The sequence below is a fragment of the Baumannia cicadellinicola str. Hc (Homalodisca coagulata) genome (assembly GCF_000013185.1).
GTDB classification, from domain to species: domain Bacteria; phylum Pseudomonadota; class Gammaproteobacteria; order Enterobacterales; family Enterobacteriaceae; genus Baumannia; species Baumannia cicadellinicola_E.
This window is the reverse complement of sequence record NC_007984.1, coordinates 165,181-185,037: the sequence shown is the minus strand read 5'-3', so window position 1 is coordinate 185,037 and position 19,857 is coordinate 165,181. Positions and strand designations below refer to the sequence as shown.

Here is a 19,857-nt window from a genome sequence, read left to right as displayed (position 1 = left end):
GATCTAATGCTACCTATTAGAGATCGATTGCTCAACATTAGCAATCAATCGGATCTACATCTAATGACCATTTTACTTTACTTGCTAGGGATAGTTTTCCTACTAATGGTATAATAATTGTCAAAAATTTTTGTAAATGTAGCCTCGAAGGATGCGATAATATTAGATTCCAACGGAACCTACCATTACATTTAGGAGTTAATGCTGGTATAGGACCAATTAATAATAGTGTTTCATTACGTTGTGGATGAGTTTCCAATAATTGACGTAATTTATCCAGAAATGTTCTAGACTTATTATTATCATAATCTTCAGCACGAAAACTTGTATGACTCGCAAAAGGTGGTAAACCAGCCTGTCGACGTTCTTCGAGCATATGTTTAGCAAAGTCCATATAGCCTTGACTAAGTAGTGTCTGTAACAAAGGATGGTCTGGATGATGGGTTTGTAGCAATACCTCCCCGGGTTTACCAGCACGTCCGGCTCTTCCAGATACCTGAGTATAAAGCTGTGCAAAATGTTCTGCTGCACGAAAATTACTAGAAAATAAGGCACCATCTACATTTAATAATGATACTAGAGTCACATCAGGGAAATGATGTCCTTTAGCTAGCATTTGTGTCCCAATCAAAATTCTTTTTCCACCTCTTTTTACTTGAGTTAAAAAACACTCAAGTGCTCCTTTACGCGCTGTTGTATCACGATCAATACGTGTTATAGGTACACTAGGAAATTGTATTCCTAATGTTTTTTCTAGTTGCTCCGTACCTAAACCTGATGGTATTAGCTGTGTTGAGCCACATCGTAAACATTGATGTAATACTGAACGTTGACTATAGCAACGATGGCAGCATAATTTACATTGCTGTTGATGAAAAGTGTAATAGTGATCACATCTTTTGCATTCAGCTATCCAACCGCACTCGTGACATAGTAACGCAGGAGCAAAACCACGTCGGTTAAGAAAAAGCATAACCTGATTTCCTGCTTCGAGATGCAGGTGCATTTTTGTTAAAAGTATCTTAGATAAACCATTATTTAAATGCTGTCCTTTTAAATCTATTAACTGTTGACTAGCTAATTGAGCATTATTTACCCGTTTTCCCAATGTTAATTGATGATATTTTTTCTGTTGTACATTATAAATAGTCTCTAAAGCTGGAGTTGCAGTACCAAGGATAATGGGTACATTTTCTTCTCTAGCTCGAAAAACTGCTAGATCACGAGCATTATATCGCCAGCCATTATGCTGCTTATATGAACAATCGTGTTCTTCATCTATAACTATTAGACCTAGTCTAGTAAAGGGAGCAAACAAAGCCGAGCGCGTACCTATTATAATAGCGCTATCGCCACGCCTTACCTTTAACCAAACAGTTAACCTTTCTTTATTGTTTAGTCTAGAATGTAGGACTTCTACTGGAGCATGGAATCGCTCACGGAAGCGGGCTATTATTTGCGGAGTCAGACCTATTTCTGGTACTAAAACTAATGCCTGTTTGCCTTTGAATAGAATATTTTCTAATACAGTCAGATATACTTCCGTTTTACCAGCACCTGTTACTCCAGCTAGTAACCATACTACATATTGCTCATCCTGATTACTTATGGCTAGTACCGCAGTAGCCTGTTCTACATTTAGCTTAAATTGCTGACTATTTATACGAAAGACAGTGCGCCAGTCATTATATAGTTGTAAATTACTAACTTGATGACTATAGAACTGCGGCTTACTTAGTAATTTCGTTGTTAGGCTTGTTGGTGCGCTTTTTGGTGCTATAATACTATCTTCTTTTGTGACAGATAACCATTGTAATATTGCTGGTTGACCCTGGCGAATTAGCACGGGTAATGCTTGAAATAAAATTAGGCCTACTGGATAGTGATAATAACTTATGGACCAAATTAAAATCCGCCACAAACTATCAGAAAATAGCGACTGGCTATCTAGTATTTCAGTAACATACTTTAGTTTATCTAGCGCAAGTTGACTATGTGAATTAATTGCCGTAATAATACCAATAACCTGGCGATGACCGAACGGAACCCGGACTCTTGCTCCTACTACTGCTTTAATACCTATATTGGGTAATAATAAATAATCAAAAGTTCGTGCTAGAGGCACAGGTATAGCAACGTTGATAACTAGCATGAGTTTATGTATTATCCTAGAGTAGAGTAAAAAGGCTTATTATATGTTTGGATGTGCTTATTAGATAAGTCCAAAGAATAAATGAACTACAATTCTTTATATGATGTACATATCTTAATATGTTTAATATTATCTTAATTTGGCTAGAGAATCTAACTTATAGGTATTCCATGCAAAAAAATATACACCCTAAATACTTTGAAATTAGGGCTATCTGTTCTTGTGGGAACATTATCCCTACTTATTCAACCTTAGATCAACACCTTAACTTAGACGTGTGTAGTGCTTGTCATCCTTTTTATACTGGTAAACAACGTAGAGTTAATACCCGTGGTCGTGTTGAACGTTTTAATAAGCGTTTTAGCTTATCTATAATGAATAGTAAGAAGAAGGAGTAATTAATATCTTGTATTAAATAATATTTAAATGATATTTATTAATAAATCCACGTATTTTTAGCTACTTCTGGTCTTTCATTATTGCTTTTTTTACATAGATCTTGATCATTCGGTAATGGCTGGCCGGTAAAAGCATGCAAAAAAGCTTCGCATAATAGCTCACTATTAGTAGCATGGCGTAAGTTATTAACCTGACGACGTGTTCTTTCGTCAGTCAGGATTTTCAGTACTTTTAGTGGAATAGATACTGTAATTTTCTTGACTTGTGTACTTTTTTTCCAGTTTCAGCATAAGGGCTAATATAATCACCTTTCCATTCCGCCATAGCGGAATCTCAATCTCATTTTACGTGAAATTATAATATAAATTACAGAAAATACTCTAATAATGCATATACGATATATCATATTACTATATGTAATATTAACTATAAACAATACTATATCAACTACATCACAACAAAATAGTTCATTAATTATCATTGTTAGTTAACTTTAACATAATTTCAGCTGTTATTATTAGGCTTTGTTTATTCAAATATATCTATCCGTTCTAGATACATTGACATATATAATTCGTGTAGTTTATTCTTCTAATATTCATTATCTATTTAATATAAATAGGTTAATATAATATGAAGCATAAACAGGCTACGATTGCAGTTCGTAGCGGGTTGAATAACGACGAACAATTTGGTTGTGTCGTCCCACCAATAACTCTATCTAGCACATATAATTTCATTGCATTTAACCAACCTCGTACCCATGATTACTCACGGCGTAGAAATCCTACTAGAGATATAGTACATAGTGTACTAGCAGGACTAGAAGGTGGAGCAGGAGCAGTAATGACTAGTAGTGGTATGTCTGCTATACATTTAGTATGCACTGCACTACTTAAGCCAGGTGATTTATTAGTGGCACCTTACGATTGCTATGGTGGAAGTTATCGTCTGTTTGAAAGTTTTAGTAAGCGTGGTGTCTATAAAGTACAATTTCTTGACCAGGGAAATAAAACAAACTTAGCAGTTATTTTGGCTAGTAAACCTAAATTAGTGTTAATTGAAACCCCAAGTAATCCTTTATTGCGGGTTGTAGATATTGCGGCTATCTGTAGTACTGCGCATCAAGTTGGTGCACAGTGTGTTGTGGATAATACTTTTATGAGTCCGGTTTTACAACAACCGATAGCGTTAGGAGCTGACCTCGTCGTACACTCTTGTACTAAGTATCTAAATGGACACTCTGATGTTATGGCTGGTGTTGTAATTGCTAAAGAGGCAGCAGTAGCTGACAAGTTAGCTTGGTGGGGCAACAATATCGGTGTTACTGGTGGTACATTTGATAGCTACTTATTACTACGAGGTATTCGTACTTTGAATCTGCGTATTCTGCAACAACAGAGTAATGCTCAAGCTATAGTTACTTATTTACAGCAACATCATCAGATTAAAAAACTATATTATCCATCATTACCTGGTCATCCAGGACATGAAATTGCTTGTCGTCAGCAAAATGGTTTTGGTGCTATGTTAAGTTTCGAGTTAGATGGAAATGAAATAACATTACGTCGTTTTTTGGCCGCACTCGAATTATTTACTCTAGCTGAATCGCTTGGTGGAGTTGAGAGTTTAATATCCCATGCAGCTACTATGACGCATGCTGGTATGAATGCTATAGCCCGAGCTAAAGCTGGGATTAGTGACAATTTGTTACGTATTTCAGTTGGGATTGAAGATAGTCAAGATTTAATTAGTGATCTAGCACACGCTTTACAAGCTGCTAAGCGTCTTACCTAAGATATAATAATATTTGTATTTAGTGCTTCAATGACATACTTTTTACATAAAATAGTTAATCAATATTAAAATATATTCAATATCTTTGAATATATTTCGTAATAGTTAATTATTTGATTGACGTTACTATTTATTTTCTCTACATATGTTGTTACATATATGTATGAGGTCAAATAAAAAATGAGTTTCTTTTACGCTTCTCAGAGAGAAGCTCTGAATCAATATTTAGCGGAAATAAAAGGAAATGTAACGGTTTCCTTTGAATTTTTTCCTCCCCGTTCCAGTGACATGGAACAGATGTTTTGGCAATCTATTCAACGTTTAAGCCAATTAAAACCTAGTTTTATCTCAGTAACTTACGGTGCTAATTCAGGCGAACATCAGAATACTTATAGTTTAATTAAAGAAATTAATAAAAGAACAGGATTAGTTGCCGTACCACATTTAACCTGTATTAATACCTCACCATGGGAACTACATGAAATTATACAGGAATATTGGCACAACGGTATTCGTCATATTGTGGCGCTTCGTGGTGACCTACCACCTGATAATAGCAGTCGACAGAATATAACTATGTATGGTTTGGATTTAGTTGTGCTATTAAAAAAAATAGGTGATTTTGAAATTTCTGTAGCTGCATACCCAGAAGTACATCCTGAAGCACTGAGTGCTCAATCAGATTTAATTAATTTGAAAAAAAAAGTAGATGCCGGCGCTAATCGCGCTATCACACAATTTTTTTTTGATGTTGAAAGCTACTTACGGTTTCGGGATCGATGTTTAACAGTAGGTATAGATATTGAAATTGTGCCAGGAATTATGCCAGTATTTAACTTCCGCCAACTACAACGTTTTGCTACGATGACTAATGTTAAAATCCCACTATGGATGAATACTATGTTTGATGGACTAGATCTAGATATAGAATCTAGTAAACTAGTTGGAGCTTCAATTGCTATTGAGATGATAAAAATACTCAGCCGCGAAGGTGTTAAACATTTTCACTTTTATACTCTAAATAGGGATGAATTAACCTATACTCTATGTCATATAATAGGTATACGTCCTGAAAAAATAACAATATAATCGATATATACCCTAATTGTTAGCTAGTAACTAAAAGTAGTTGAATTTTATTCAATCTTGGGTATAAATCTGTCTAGATAATTTACTATACCTAAGCGACTTAGCCGCAAACGTACCCATTGTATGCAAATTAAAAAGGCATTACTTACATCTAAATAAATTAGTATAATTATTGCTGAAGAATTCAGTAATTTTATTTAATGTTACTACATAGCTCATAAGTAAGTATGATTATTTACTCGCATTTAAATAAATCTTACCATGAAGTATTACTGTATAGTTGTTAGTTAGTATAAATAATATATTTAAGCACACATTATTTATAATCCTTAATTAAAGTATTATAAATTTATGAAGGTATTTTTTGAGCAGATAAGTCTGCCAAGAAAGATCGACGAATCAATATAGATCTCTTTTTGATGTTAATTATTCTAAATTAATATGATATTTCTTCTTTCTTTTGATATTAGTTTTTAGCTAAGTATTTATCTACGATGCTATATACATTTTATATAAATAAAGCTACTATTTTATGATAGTAGCTTCCTATAAGATAAGTAGAGGATAATTTAAAATTATAATTAATAGGCAAAACTACGAATATAAGCAAAATTATTATTTTTTAATAATTATATTAAATATTTATTTTCAATACAGCTGATTTCCGGCTTATTCTTGTTGCTAATTATCTATGTTAGTTGTTTAACTCTTGCCATTTTATGTGGTTTGCATGTCTAATACATTTCAAGATCTAATTATGTTGCTTCAGAATTACTGGGCACAACAAGGTTGTACTATTATCCAACCTATAGATATTGCAGTTGGTGCTGGCACCTCTCATCCAATGACCTGCTTGCTTGCTTTAGGACCAGAACCTATTGCTACTGCATATGTTCAACCATCACGTCGTCCGACAGATGGGCGTTATGGCAATAATCCTAACCGTTTACAGCATTATTATCAATTTCAGGTAATACTAAAACCATCACCACATAATATACAGGAGATATATTTAGACTCTTTAAAACAGATTGGATTAGATCCCACTCTTAATGACATTAGATTTGTAGAAGATAACTGGGAAAACCAGACTCTAGGTGCTTGGGGATTAGGCTGGGAAGTGTGGCTAAATGGGATGGAAGTTACTCAATTTACTTATTTTCAACAAGTAGGTGGTCTTGAGTGCCAAATAGTCGCCGGTGAGATTACTTATGGTCTTGAAAGAATTGCTATGCACTTACAAAATGTAGAAAATGTTTTTGACCTGAGATGGAATAAAGGGGCATTTGGTTATATTACCTATGGTGATATATTTCTTCAAAATGAAGTAGAACAGTCTACTTATAATTTTGAATATGCTGACGCTAATTTGCTACTTAATTGTTTTGACTTTTATGAAAAAGAAGCCCAAAAGCTTCTAGCACTAGATAAACCACTACCTTTACCTGCTTATGAATGTGTTCTAAAGGCAGTACATAACTTCAATATGTTAGAAGCTCGTAAGGCTATTTCAGTAATCGAACGACAGTGCTATATTTTGCGTCTTAGAACACTAACTAAAGCAGTGGCACAAGCCTATTATATTTCTCGTCAATCACTTGGTTTTCCAATGTGTAAACGGCATAAAAAGAGGCGGTAGCATCAGTGAAGCAACATATTTTTCTTGTAGAAATTGGTACAGAGGAGCTACCTGCTAAGGAGCTACGTAGGTTAGCACAGTATTTTACTGCTAATTTTATTAATGAACTAAATGCTAATGGTATTAATTATAACGATATTAATTGGTTTGCAGCACCACGTCGTCTAGCAATTAAAGTAAATAGTATAAATAGTATACCAACTAAAAGTTATATGGAAAAACGAGGCCCAGCTATCAATAAAGCTTTTGATGCTGAAGGTAAACCAACGCCAGCAGCAATAGGATGGGCTCGTAACTGTGGTATTACAGTTAATCAAGCCGAACGCTTTACTACAGATAAAGGAGAGTGGCTAATTTATAGAATGTTAGTTGAGACTAAACCAGTACAAAAACTACTATGTAGTATGGTTTATAACGCGTTAACTAAATTTTCATCTTTAACCAAGATAATGCGTTGGGGAGAAAAAAATTATAAGTTTATTCGTCCAGTACGGACTATAACATTGTTGCTTGATGATCTAGTTATTCCGGGTAATATTTTTGGTATTGATTCTAATCGGATCATTCTTGGCCATCGTTTTATGGGAGAGAGCGTAATTAGCTTATTACATGCTGACTACTATCCTAACGTTCTACTAGAACGCGGACGTGTTATAGCTGATTATGAATTACGTAAAGACACAATTCGTCGTAATATAGAAATAATGGTTAAAAAAATAGGAGGTTTTACTAAGATTAACGATAAATTACTAGAAGAAGTAACATCATTAGTAGATTGGCCGATTGTACTAACGGCTTCATTTAACGCAAATTTTTTAAGAATTCCAGCTGAAGCTCTCATATATACTATGGAAAATAACCAGAAATATTTTCCTGTTTATGATGCTAAAGGAAAGCTGTTACCATATTTTATTTTTGTTACTAATATTGAATCAACAAATACAAATCAAATAGTTGTTGGTAATGAAAAAGTAATGCGTTCACGACTAGCAGATGTAGAATTTTTTTTTAATATTGACCGTAAACAAAAATTAGAAGATTACTTATTACTTTTAGGACAAGTTAAATTTCAGATGGAGCTTGGGACTCTCCTGGATAAAAGCTATCGTCTTGAAATTTTAGCTAGCTGGATTGCTGAGATAATTTCAACCGATATTAAACAAGCGGCACGTGCGGCACTCATATCAAAATGTGACTTAATGACTCAGATGGTATTTGAGTACCCTGAAATTCAAGGCATTATAGGTATGCATTATGCAACACTAGACGGGGAAACAGAGTTAGTTGCTTTAGCGCAAAAAGAACAATATCTACCACTTTTTTCCGGGGATAACCTTCCGACTACATTAGTTTCATGTGCTGTATCTATTGCTGATAAAATGGATAACTTAGCTGGAATTTTTGGTATTAATCAACAATATACTAAGCAAGCTAATGACCCATTAGCTTTACGCCGCGCTGCGCTTGGTATTCTACGTATTATTATAGAAAAACAGCTACCAATAGATTTACTATCGTTAATAGATAAAGCTGTCTTTTTATATAACAAGAAACTTACTAATACTATTGTAGTAGAGCAAATTATACATTTTATGTTAAATCGTTTACTTTCTTGGTATAAAAAGCAGGGCTATAGCATCGATACTATTAATGCTGTTATGGCGGTATATAAACCTACTGGAAAATTAATACACTTTGATGCACGTTTACGTGCTGTTCATTATTTACGCCAGATTCCCCATGCAGAAAATTTAACTAAACGGATTTTTAATATTATTGCTAAACATAAAGATCTTATTAATGGTGAGGTTAATTTTACACTCTTAAAGCAACCAGAAGAAGTTATACTAATTAATAGTATAACTCAATTACATAAGAAACTAATACTATTTTTTGAGAAGGGTAAATATCAAGAAGCTTTATGGGAACTGATTAATTTACGTGAAATTATAAATACTTTTTTTAGCAAAATTATTATCATGACAGAAAATAAAGAACTATGTATAAATCGTTTAAACATAATAAATAAAGTACGCCAGCTATTTTTAATCATAGCTGATTTTTCTTTACTACAATGCAGTAAAGAAAAATCTAATGTGGATTAAAATAATAAGTAACTAATCTAAATAATAAAACCTAAATTGCAGGGGCGGAGAGACTTGAACTCCCAACTACCGGTTTTGGAGACCGGTGCTCTACCAATTTGAACTACGCCCCTAAAATTAGAATAATCAGTAAAGATGGCGGTGCGGACGGGACTCGAACCCGCGACCTCCGGCGTGACAGGCCGATATTCTAACCAACTGAACTACCGCACCAATAAGTTAATTAAAGATATTGTCTGGTAGTTTCCTACTCTCACATGGAAAAATCCATACTACCATTGGCGCTACGGCATTTCACTTCTGAGTTCGGTATGGTATCAGGTGGTACTACCGCGCTATATCTACCAGACAAAAAAATAGAATAAAATATTTTAGGTGTTATGAGGTTAAGTCTCACGGGTCATTAGTATCGGTTAGCTCAACATTTTACAATGCTTACACATCCGACCTATCAACGTTATAGTCTTTAACGTCCCTTTAGGAGGCTAATTAAGCCTCAGGGAAGATTCATCTTGAGGCAAGTTTCCCACTTAGATGCTTTCAGCGGTTATCTCTCCCGCACATAGCTACCGGGCAATGCCATTGGCATGACAACCCGAACACCAGAGGTGCGTCCACTCCGGTCCTCTCGTACTAGGAGCAGCCCCTCTCAATCTTCCTACGCCCATGGCAGATAGGGACCGAACTGTCTCACGACGTTCTAAACCCAGCTCGCGTACCACTTTAAATGGCGAACAGCCATACCCTTGGGACCTGCTTCAGCCCCAGGATGTGATGAGCCGACATCGAGGTGCCAAACACCGCCGTCGATATGAACTCTTGGGCGGTATTAGCCTGTTATCCCCGGAGTACCTTTTATCCGTTGAGCGATGGCCCTTCCATTTAGAACCACCGGATCACTAAGACCTGCTTTCGCATCTGCTTGAATTGTCACTCTTGCAGTTAAGCTAGCTTATGCCTTTGCACTAACCTCACGATTTCCGACCGTGATTAGCTAACCTTTGTGCTCCTCCGTTACTTTTTAGGAGGAGACCGCCCCAGTCAAACTACCCACCAGACACTGTTCTCAATCCGGATAACGGACTTAAGTTAGAACATTAAACATCAAAGGGTGGTATTTCAAGGATGGCTTCATGTTAACTAGCGTCAACACTTCAACGCCTCCCACCTATCCTACACATTAAGGTTTAACATTCAGTATCAAGCTATAGTAAAGGTTCACGGGGTCTTTCCGTCTTGCCACGGGTACACCGCATCTTCACGGCGAATTCAATTTCACTGAGTCTCGGGTAGAGACAGTCTGGCCATCATTACGCCATTCGTGCAGGTCGGAACTTACCCGACAAGGAATTTCGCTACCTTAGGACCGTTATAGTTACGGCCGCCGTTTACCGGGGCTTCGATCAAAAGCTTTTGACACTTTATCAATTAACCTTCCGGCACCGGGCAGGCGTCACACTGTATACGTCCACTTTCGTGTTTGCACAGTGCTGTGTTTTTAATAAACAGTTGCAGCCAGCTGGTATCTGCGACTAGCTTCAGCGTAGGGAGCAAGTCCTTTCACTTACATGCTAGTGTGCCTTCTTCCGAAGTTACGGCACCATTTTGCCTAGTTCCTTTACCCGAGTTCTCTCAAGCGCCTTAGTATGCTCTACCTGACTACCTGTGTCGGTTTGAGGTACGAATTAATATAACCTGAAGCTTAGAGGCTTTTCTTGGAAGCATAGCTTCAATTCCTTCACCACCGTAATGGTTTGTCATCACGCCTCAGTGTAATAAAAGCGGATTTGCCTACTTTTCACCTATACGCTTAAACCGGGACAACCGTTACCCGGCGAACCTAGCTTTCTTCGTCCCCCCTTCGCAGTTACATTAAGTACAGGAATATTAACCTGTTTCCCATCGACTACGCTTTTCAGCCTCATCTTAGGGTTCGACTTACCCTGCTTCGATTAACGTTGAACAGGAAACCTTAGTCTTTCGGCGAACGGGTTTTTTACCCGTTTTATCGTTACTTATGTCAGCATTCGCACTTCTGATACCTCCAGTAAACTTTACAGTTTACCTTCACAGGCTTACAGAACGCTCCCCTACCCAGCAATATATAACAAATATTGCTGCCGCAGCTTCGGTATATGATTTTAGCCCCGTTACATTTTCCGCGCAGGCCGACTCGACCAGTGAGCTATTACGCTTTCTTTAAATGATGGCTGCTTCTAAGCCAACATCCTGGCTGTTTAAGCCTTCCCACATCGTTTTCCACTTAATCATAACTTAGGGACCTTAGCTGGCGGTCTGGGTTGTTTCCCTTTTCACGATGGACGTTAGCACCCACCGTGTGTCTCCCGTGATAGCATTCTTTAGTATTCGTAGTTTGCATTGGTTTAGTAACCTATAATAGATCCCGAGCCAAAACAGTGCTCTACCCCTAAAGATGAATTCACGAGGCGCTACCTAAATAGCTTTCGGGGAGAACCAGCTATCTCCCGGTTTGATTGGCCTTTCACCCCTAGCCACAAGTCATCCGCTAATTTTTCAACATTAGTCGGTTCGATCCTCCAGTTAGTGTTACCTAACCTTCAATCTGCTCATGGCTAGCTCACCGGGTTTCGGGTCTATATCCTGCAACTTAACGCCCAATTAAGACTCGGTTTCCCTACGGCTCCCCTATATGGTTAACCTTGCTACAGAATATAAGTCGCTGACCCATTATACAAAAGGTACGCAGTCACACAATCTATATGCTTCTACTGCTTGTACGTACACGGTTTCAGGTTCTATTTCACTCCCCTTACCGGGGTTCTTTTCACCTTTCCCTCACGGTACTAGTTCACTATCGATCAGTCAGGAGTATTTAGCCTTAGAGGATGGTCCCCCTATCTTCAGACAAGATACCACGTGTCTCGCCTTACTTTTTGAGCTCACAGAAAATACATTTTCGAATACAGGGCTATCACCTTTTATTACTGGACTTTCCAGACCATTTTTCTAATGTATAAACTGATTATGGCTCTAGGCTATTCCCTCTTCGCTCGCCACTACTAAGGGAATCTCAGTTGATTTCTATTCCTCAGGATACTTAGATGTTTCAGTTCTCCTGGTTTGCCTTGTTAAGCTATGAATTTACTTAACAATGACGCTATTAATAGCGTCAGGTTTTCCCATTCGGAAATCGTCGGCTAATAATGCTTCCTATCAGCTAACCGACGCTTTTCGCAGATTAGCACGTCCTTCATCGCCTCTGACTGTCAAGGCATTCACCGTGTACGCTTTAATTACTTAACCTCACAACCCTAAAATATTTTTTTCAATTGTTAAAGAGCACTAAATAGTCTAGTAATATTTAATATTAATAATATGTATTTGTCTCGTCCCCTAGGGGACTTGAACCCCTGTTGCTGCCGTGAAAGAGCAGCGTCCTAGACCACTAGACGAAGGGGACATTAAATAAATGCTTTGATCTAGATATTTATTAATTATTATTCTAGTAATAGATAATTTGTGTGAACACATCGCAATCTTTATCTTACTTTATTTATTAAAAATTAAAGTTAAGGAGGTGATCCAACCGCAGGTTCCCCTACGGTTACCTTGTTACGACTTCACCCCAGTCATGAATCACAAAGTGGTAAGCGCCCTCCCGTAGGTTAAGCTACTTACTTCTTTTGCAACACACTCCCATGGTGTGACGGGCGGTGTGTACAAGGCCCGGGAACGTATTCACCGTGACATTCTGATTCACGATTACTAGCGATTCCGACTTCATAGAGTCGAGTTGCAGACTCTAATCCGGACTACGACGCACTTTATGAGTTTTGCTAGCTCTTGCGAGATTGCTCCCCTTTGTATGCACCATTGTAGCACGTGTGTAGCCCTACTCGTAAGGGCCATGATGACTTGACGTTATCCTCACCTTCCTCCGGTTTATCACCGGCAGTTTCCTTTGAGTTCCCGACCGAGTCGTTGGCAACAAAGCATAAGGGTTGCGCTCGTTGCGGGACTTAACCCAACATTTCACAACACGAGCTGACGACAGCCATGCAGCACCTGTCTCAGAGTTCCCGTAGGCACTAAAACTTTTCTGCTTTATTCTCTGGATGTCAAGAGTAGGTAAGGTTCTTCGCGTTGTATCGAATTAAACCACATGCTCCACCGCTTGTGCGGGCCCCCGTCAATTCATTTGAGTTTTAACCTTGCGGTCGTACTCCCCAGGCGGTCGATTTAATGCGTTAGCTTCGAAAGCTATAACTCAAAGGTTACAACCTCCAAATCGACATCGTTTACAGCATGGACTACCAGGGTATCTAATCCTGTTTGCTCCCCACGCTTTCGTACTTGAGTGTCAGTTTTCGTCTAGGGAGGCGCCTTCGCCACTGGTATTCTTCCAGATCTCTACGCATTTCACCGCTACACCTGGAATTCTCCTCCCCTTTACGATACTCTAGCTAGCTAGTTTCAAATGCCATTCCCAGGTTAAGCCCGGGGCTTTCACATCTGACTAAGCAAACCACCTGCATACGCTTTACGCCCAGTAATTCCGATTAACGCTCGCACCCTCCGTATTACCGCGGCTGCTGGCACGGAGTTAGCCGGTGCTTCTTTTATGAGTAACGTCAAATTATCTTCTTTTTAAGAAGACAACTTTCTTTCTCATTGAAAGTGCTTTACAACCCTAAGGCCTTCTTCACACACGCGGTATAGCTGCATCAGGGTTTCCCCCATTGTGCAAGATTCCCCACTGCTGCCTCCCGTAGGAGTCTGGACCGTGTCTCAGTTCCAGTGTGGCTGGTCATCCTCTCAGACCAGCTAGAGATCGTTGCCTAGGTGAGCTATTATCTCACCTACTAGCTAATCTCATCTGGGTTCATCTAATGGCATGAGGCTATACTATATAATATAGTCCCCCATTTTGGTCTTACGACATTATGCGGTGTTAGCTACCGTTTCCAGTAGTTATCCCCCTCCATTAGGTAGATCCCCAGACATTACTCACCCGTTCGCCGCTCGCCGACAAAATTCTATAAAATAGAACTTTTCGATGCCGCTCGACTTGCATGTGTTAAGCTTACCGCCAGCGTTCAATCTGAGCCATGATCAAACTCTTCAATTAAGAAGCTTGATACTCAAACAAAAATAATATAGGTACTATTAGTTATAGTACTATACTAGTATTAGTATTTGAGATTAAATTTACTGATATTAATTGCGTGTGTCCACACAAATTATCTACTTAATTGTTAAAGATCAAAATCTTATTTACGATTAATGCATATTATACTAATATAAGTATGATATATTTTTAATATTAGTCAAGTCTTTATTTTAGATATTATAGCTAATATATACCTTTATTATCTTATTTATAACTAATATTTATAATATTAGTTTATGTATATCATTAAAACCATACTGAAGCAAGTATGGTTTTAGTAATTTTATTTTATTATTTATAATAGGACAGTAAGTTTTATTTATTGTAAATATCGATGATTGATTACTATTAATGAATTTTTTTGATAATAAAAATACTCTATTAGCTACTGTTTGATGTGCATCTATTATTTTAATAGATGTAGGTAATATTAATTTTAGTTCTTCGTATATTAATGGAAAATGTGTACATCCTAATATAATTGTATCTAATTTATAAGTTTGACTTGTTTTTAACCAAGGAAATAAAATTTCACGTAGTGAAAGCAAAGATATTTTTTCACCATGTAACTTAGCTTCAACTAAATTTACTAATTCTGGAGCTTTTAAAGAAATAATTTTATATGATTTTTTATAATTATTTATGCTATTAGTAATATATTTACTATTTATTGTTGCTGTTGTTGCTAATAATCCAATTACCTTACTATTAGTAATTGTAGTTGCTAATTTTATAGCTGGAAGAACACCAATAATAGGATAAAAGAAATACTGGCGTAAAGCTTTTAAAGCTAAAATACTTGCTGTATTACAAGCTATGATAATTAGATCAACATAATGTAATTTACGTACAGCATTAATAATGATAATTAATCTATTTATAATAAATCTTTTTGTTTTTTCTCCATAAGGAAAAGCTTCATTATCAAATACGTATAGATAATTAGCATTCGGTATAATTTTTTTTATTTGGTAAAATATGGATAAACCACCAACACCAGAATCTACTATTAGAATAGTAGGTAATTTATTTTTTTTCAGAAACATCTGACTAATAAATATTAGTTACTTATATAGCTAGTATATAATTAAATGATAATTTATATCTTGAGACGCATTGTTGGAAATAAAATAACATCTCGAATGAAATGACTATTAGTTAATAGCATAACTAATCGATCAATTCCAATACCTAATCCAGCTGTTGGTGGCAAACCATGTTCAAGTGCAATAATATAATCTTCATCATAAAACATTGATTCGTTATCACCACTGTTTTTTATTGTAGCTTGTTCAATAAGGCGATTTGCTTGATCTTCATAATCATTTAGTTCTGAGAAACCGTTACCTATTTCGTAACCTCCAATAAATAATTCAAAACGATCAGCAAAAAATGGATTATTATCATTACGACGTGCAAGTGGTGATACTTCTATTGGATAAGAAGTAATGAAAGTTGGTTGTAATAAATGTTTCTCTGTCGTTTTTTCAAATATTTCCGTTTGGATTCTACCTAAACCCCATTTTTGATCTATATGTATACCAATATTTTTTGCACAAGTTATTGCTTGCATTTTATCATCTAAATGCTTAGATAAAATCTGTTTATTATAATGACAAATAGCTTCTTTCATAGTCATTTTTACAAAATTTTTACTAAAATCGAGCTTTAGATTACCATATTGAATTATATTAGTACCTAAAACATGATTGGTAATTGTGTTTAATAAATTTTGAGTTAATAACATTACATCATGATAATCTGCATAAGCTATATAAAGTTCCATCATGGTAAACTCTGGATTATGATGTGCAGATAAACCTTCATTACGAAAATTACGATTAATTTCAAAAATTTTTTCGAAACCACCAATTATTAATTGTTTTAAATATAATTCTGGTGCTATCCGAAGATATAGATTCATATCTAATGCATTATGGTAAGTAATAAATGGACGTGCAGTAGCACCACCTGGTAAAGATTGCAAAATAGGAGTTTCTACTTCAATAAAATCTTCTTTATTTAAAAATTGACGTATTTCTGTTATAATTTGTGATCTAGTTTTAAATAAATTAAAAGAATTTTTATTTGTTATTAAATCTAAATATCTTTGTCGATAACGTATTTGTTTATCAACTATACCATGAAACTTATTGGGTATGGGACGTAAAGCTTTTGTTAATAAAATTATTTCATTACAGTTTATAGTTAATTCACCAGTTTTTGTTTTGAATAACCTACCGTGGACTCCTAAAATATCACCTAAATCCCATTTTTTAAAATGTTCATTATAAAATGAATCTGATAAATTTTTTGAGGATAGATATAGTTGTATTGTTCCACCACTATCTTGTAGAATAACAAATGATGCTTTACCCATAATACGACGATTTATCATACGACCAGCTAAACTGACTTGTATATTTAGTGTTTTTAATGTTTCGTTGTTTTTTTCTCCATATTGTAAAAATAATTGATTTGATATCACATTACGTTTGAAATTATTAGTAAATGTTTTCCCTTGTTTACGTAAATTATTTAATTTATTCCTACGCAAATTTAATTGTTGATTTAAATTTTCATAATTCTGTACGGGATCAAAAATATTTAATTTACACATAGTATTTATTATAGCCCTGCTTTTAAGCTAGCTTCTATAAAAATATCTATATTTCCATTAAGCACAGTTTGAATATTACGTATTTCTATTCCAGTACGTAAATCTTTTACACGCGAATTATCTAATATATAAGAACGAATTTGATTTCCCCAATTAATATTAGATTTAGTGTCTTCTCTAGCACGTTTTTCCATAGTTTTTTTTTGTAGTTCAAATTCATAAATTTTAGCTTTTAGTTGCTTCATTGCTTGCTCTTTATTTTTATGTTGTGATCGATCATTCTGACATTGTGTTACTATATTAGTTGGTAAATGAGTAATACGTACTGCAGATTCAGTACGGTTTACATGTTGACCACCAGCACCTGAAGCACGATAAACATCAATACGTAAGTCTTTAGGATTAATTTGAATATTAATATTATTATTAATTTCAGGATAAATAAATGCAGAACTAAATGATGTATGACGACGTTTACTAGAATCAAATGGACTCTTACGTACTAAACGATGTACACCAGTCTCAGTACGTAACCAACCATAAGCATAATTACCTATTATGTAAACAGTTGCTGATTTGATACCCGCTATTTCACCTGCTGATTCTTCTATTACTTTAGCATTAAAATGATGTAATTCACACCAACGTAAATACATTTTTAGTAACATATTAGCCCAATCTTGTGCTTCAATGCCACCAGAACCTGCTTGAATATCAAGATAACAATTAGAACTATCATTTTCACGAGAAAACATATAGCAAAATTCAAGTTTCTTTAGTTTATTTGCAATATTATCTAATTCTATTTTAATCTCTAATATTATTTCGCTATCATTTTCAATAATAGCTAAATTAAATAATTTTTCTATATATTCTATTTGAGTAGAAATTTCATAAAAATTGTTTATGTTATACTCTAGATTCTGTTTAATATTAACATTATCAAAGTAACCTCCGAATAATTATTGTTCTTTCTGTAAGATTTTTTATTTGATTTTTAATATTATTAATTTCATTCATAAATAAATGTAATATGATTACTATATAGAATCATAAATTCCATATATACTGAATAAGTAATTGTAATTGATGATTAGAATAGTTAATATTTAATTTATAGGCTATTCGGTATAATGTCTTAGTTTTTATTGATAATAATATTATTTTATTTATATTAAAAATAATACCATCAATAATTAAACCATTTGATATATCTTGTAGTTTTATTTTCAAATGAACTTTTTTGATAAGCATTTTATTTAAAATGCAAAATATTCCATCAAATAATGGATCTGTAAATTCTACTCCCCATGGTCCTCCTTCTCTTAATATTTTTGCTGTTGATATAGAAATTTCTTTTCCAACTAATTCTCCATCTGACCAGATAATTTTGTTTAGCATTGACGGTTTAATTAATTGATTAGCTAAACTATAAAAGCTATCTCGAAAGAGGCTTAATTTAGATTGCTCTATTGTTAAACCAGCAGCCATAGCATGACCACCAAAATTTAACATCATATTAGGATATAATTGATCTAATATTTGTAATAAATTATATATATGGACACTAGGAACTGAACGACAAGAGCCTTTAAGTAAAAAGTTATCAGCAGGTGCTAATATGATAACTGGTCTATAAAAAAACTCTTTAATTTGTGATGCGATAATACCTATTACACCCTGATGCCAGTTTTGATGATAAAGTAATAAGCCTGATGGTATGCCATTTTTAGTATTTTCTATTTGTTTACATAAGTTTAAAGCTTGAATAAACATTTTTTGCTCAATTAACCGTCTTTCCTTATTAAGACGATCTAATTTTGCAGCAATAATTCGAGCTGTTGACAAGTTATCAGCTAGTAATAATTCTACACTTAAAGACATATCTTGTAATCTACCAGCTGCATTTAAACGTGGACTAATATAAAAACCTAAATCACTTGCGCATATTTTAGTCAGATTAATATTAGAAATTTCTACTAATGCACGGATTCCAGGACGACAACAACCCGTTCGTATAAGATTAATTCCCTGATGTACTAAAATACGATTATTCATATCTAATGGTACCATATCGGCTACAGTACCTAATGCAACTAAATCGAATAATTTTGCTAATTTTGGTACAGCTATTTTATTCTTATCAAACCAACCACTTTTACATAACTCCATTCTTAGTGCAAGCATAAGATAAAAGGCCACACCAACACTTGCTAAGTTCTTTGATTGGAAATTACAATTTTTTAAATTAGGATTAACAATACTAACAGCATTAGGTAGTGTTTGACCTGGTAAATGATGATCAATTACTAGTACAGGAATGCCTTTAGCTACTGCTAAATTTATAGCAGTATGAGAAGATACTCCATTATCTACTGTTAGAATTATTTGTGCTCCACTTGAAGCTACTTTTTCTACTACTCTTGTATTTAAACCATAACTATCTTTAAAGCGGTTTAATATTAAAAAATTAATTTTTTCTACTCCCATTTGTTTTAATGCAAGTATAACTAAAGCAGTACTAGTAGCTCCATCTACATCAAAATCTCCTACAACCATAATACTTAGCTTATCTCTTAATGCTTTTGTTAGTAGAATTGCTGCTTGCTGAATTCCATTAAATTGAGCATTAGTAAATAAATAACAAGTCTTTAATTCAAGTTCACGTGGATTTTTTATTCCACGTTGTATATAAATACGTTTAAGTAATATTGGGATGTTAATTTCATCTAATATCGAAATATCACCTATAGCTCTACGACGTAATTGTACTATCATTATTAATCACTAATCATTAGTATATAGTAATATGCAGTATATTACTTATTATAGTATTAATTATATTAAATTTTTAAGTACAGATATTAAAATTAACTTTAATAATTAAATTAATTATTTTATAAT

9 protein-coding genes, 3 tRNA genes, 3 rRNA genes and 2 pseudogenes are annotated in these 19,857 nt (G+C 34.7%); 5 read left to right on the top strand and 12 right to left on the bottom strand.

Annotated features, from left to right (window positions below):
• Positions 1-37: 37 nt before the first annotated feature.
• Positions 38-2,152, bottom strand: coding sequence for a primosomal protein N' (gene priA / locus BCI_RS00815; RefSeq protein ID WP_011520360.1), 2,115 nt, complete (start codon positions 2,150-2,152; stop codon positions 38-40).
• A gap of 170 nt (positions 2,153-2,322) precedes the next feature.
• Between priA and rpmE the strand changes: the two genes are divergently transcribed.
• Positions 2,323-2,550, top strand: a complete 228-nt coding sequence (gene rpmE / locus BCI_RS00810; protein ID WP_041574882.1) for a 50S ribosomal protein L31 — start codon at positions 2,323-2,325, stop codon at positions 2,548-2,550.
• A gap of 38 nt (positions 2,551-2,588) precedes the next feature.
• Here rpmE and metJ read toward each other — a convergent pair.
• Positions 2,589-2,875: pseudogene (gene metJ / locus BCI_RS03285) on the bottom strand (met regulon transcriptional regulator MetJ).
• A gap of 309 nt (positions 2,876-3,184) precedes the next feature.
• On the opposite strand from metJ, the gene metB reads away from it, so the two are divergent.
• From metB to glyS, 4 genes are all read left to right on the top strand, one after another.
• The gene (metB, locus tag BCI_RS00805) at positions 3,185-4,348 is read left to right on the top strand and encodes a cystathionine gamma-synthase (RefSeq protein WP_011520358.1); all 1,164 of its coding nucleotides are present in this window, start codon (positions 3,185-3,187) and stop codon (positions 4,346-4,348) included.
• Positions 4,349-4,528: 180 nt separating this feature from the next.
• Positions 4,529-5,437, top strand: a complete 909-nt coding sequence (metF, locus tag BCI_RS00800) for a methylenetetrahydrofolate reductase (protein WP_011520357.1) — start codon at positions 4,529-4,531, stop codon at positions 5,435-5,437.
• A gap of 730 nt (positions 5,438-6,167) precedes the next feature.
• Positions 6,168-7,076 carry a glycine--tRNA ligase subunit alpha gene (glyQ, locus tag BCI_RS00795; RefSeq protein WP_011520356.1) on the top strand — a complete coding sequence of 303 codons (909 nt, stop codon included), beginning with the start codon at positions 6,168-6,170 and terminating at the stop codon, positions 7,074-7,076.
• 5 nt (positions 7,077-7,081) lie between these two features.
• On the top strand, positions 7,082-9,181 hold the full coding sequence (glyS, locus tag BCI_RS00790; protein ID WP_011520355.1) for a glycine--tRNA ligase subunit beta: 2,100 nt from the start codon (positions 7,082-7,084) through the stop codon (positions 9,179-9,181).
• A gap of 39 nt (positions 9,182-9,220) precedes the next feature.
• Here the strand turns inward: glyS and BCI_RS00785 are convergent.
• The 10 genes and pseudogenes from BCI_RS00785 to recJ all read right to left on the bottom strand — a co-directional run bounded on the left by BCI_RS00785 (position 9,221) and on the right by recJ (position 19,731).
• Positions 9,221-9,294, bottom strand: a tRNA-Trp gene (locus BCI_RS00785).
• A 23-nt stretch (positions 9,295-9,317) separates the two neighbouring features.
• Positions 9,318-9,394, bottom strand: a tRNA-Asp gene (locus tag BCI_RS00780).
• Between the two features lie 21 nt (positions 9,395-9,415).
• Positions 9,416-9,530 (bottom strand): 5S ribosomal RNA (gene rrf, locus BCI_RS00775).
• Positions 9,531-9,563: 33 nt separating this feature from the next.
• Positions 9,564-12,466, bottom strand: a 23S ribosomal RNA gene (locus BCI_RS00770).
• An 84-nt stretch (positions 12,467-12,550) separates the two neighbouring features.
• Positions 12,551-12,623, bottom strand: a tRNA-Glu gene (locus BCI_RS00765).
• 110 nt (positions 12,624-12,733) lie between these two features.
• Positions 12,734-14,291, bottom strand: a 16S ribosomal RNA gene (locus BCI_RS00760).
• Together the 16S, 23S and 5S rRNA genes with 3 tRNA genes alongside form the textbook arrangement of a ribosomal RNA operon.
• A gap of 263 nt (positions 14,292-14,554) precedes the next feature.
• Positions 14,555-15,379 carry a glutamate racemase gene (gene murI, locus BCI_RS00755; RefSeq protein ID WP_011520354.1) on the bottom strand — a complete coding sequence of 275 codons (825 nt, stop codon included), beginning with the start codon at positions 15,377-15,379 and terminating at the stop codon, positions 14,555-14,557.
• 53 nt (positions 15,380-15,432) lie between these two features.
• On the bottom strand, positions 15,433-16,953 hold the full coding sequence (gene lysS, locus BCI_RS00750; RefSeq protein WP_011520353.1) for a lysine--tRNA ligase: 1,521 nt from the start codon (positions 16,951-16,953) through the stop codon (positions 15,433-15,435).
• 8 nt (positions 16,954-16,961) lie between these two features.
• Positions 16,962-17,973 (bottom strand): annotated as a pseudogene (gene prfB / locus BCI_RS00745) (peptide chain release factor 2).
• Positions 17,974-18,003: 30 nt separating this feature from the next.
• Positions 18,004-19,731 (bottom strand): single-stranded-DNA-specific exonuclease RecJ, encoded by a 1,728-nt coding sequence (gene recJ / locus BCI_RS00740; protein ID WP_011520352.1) that lies wholly within the window; start codon positions 19,729-19,731, stop codon positions 18,004-18,006.
• Positions 19,732-19,857: the final 126 nt, after the last annotated feature.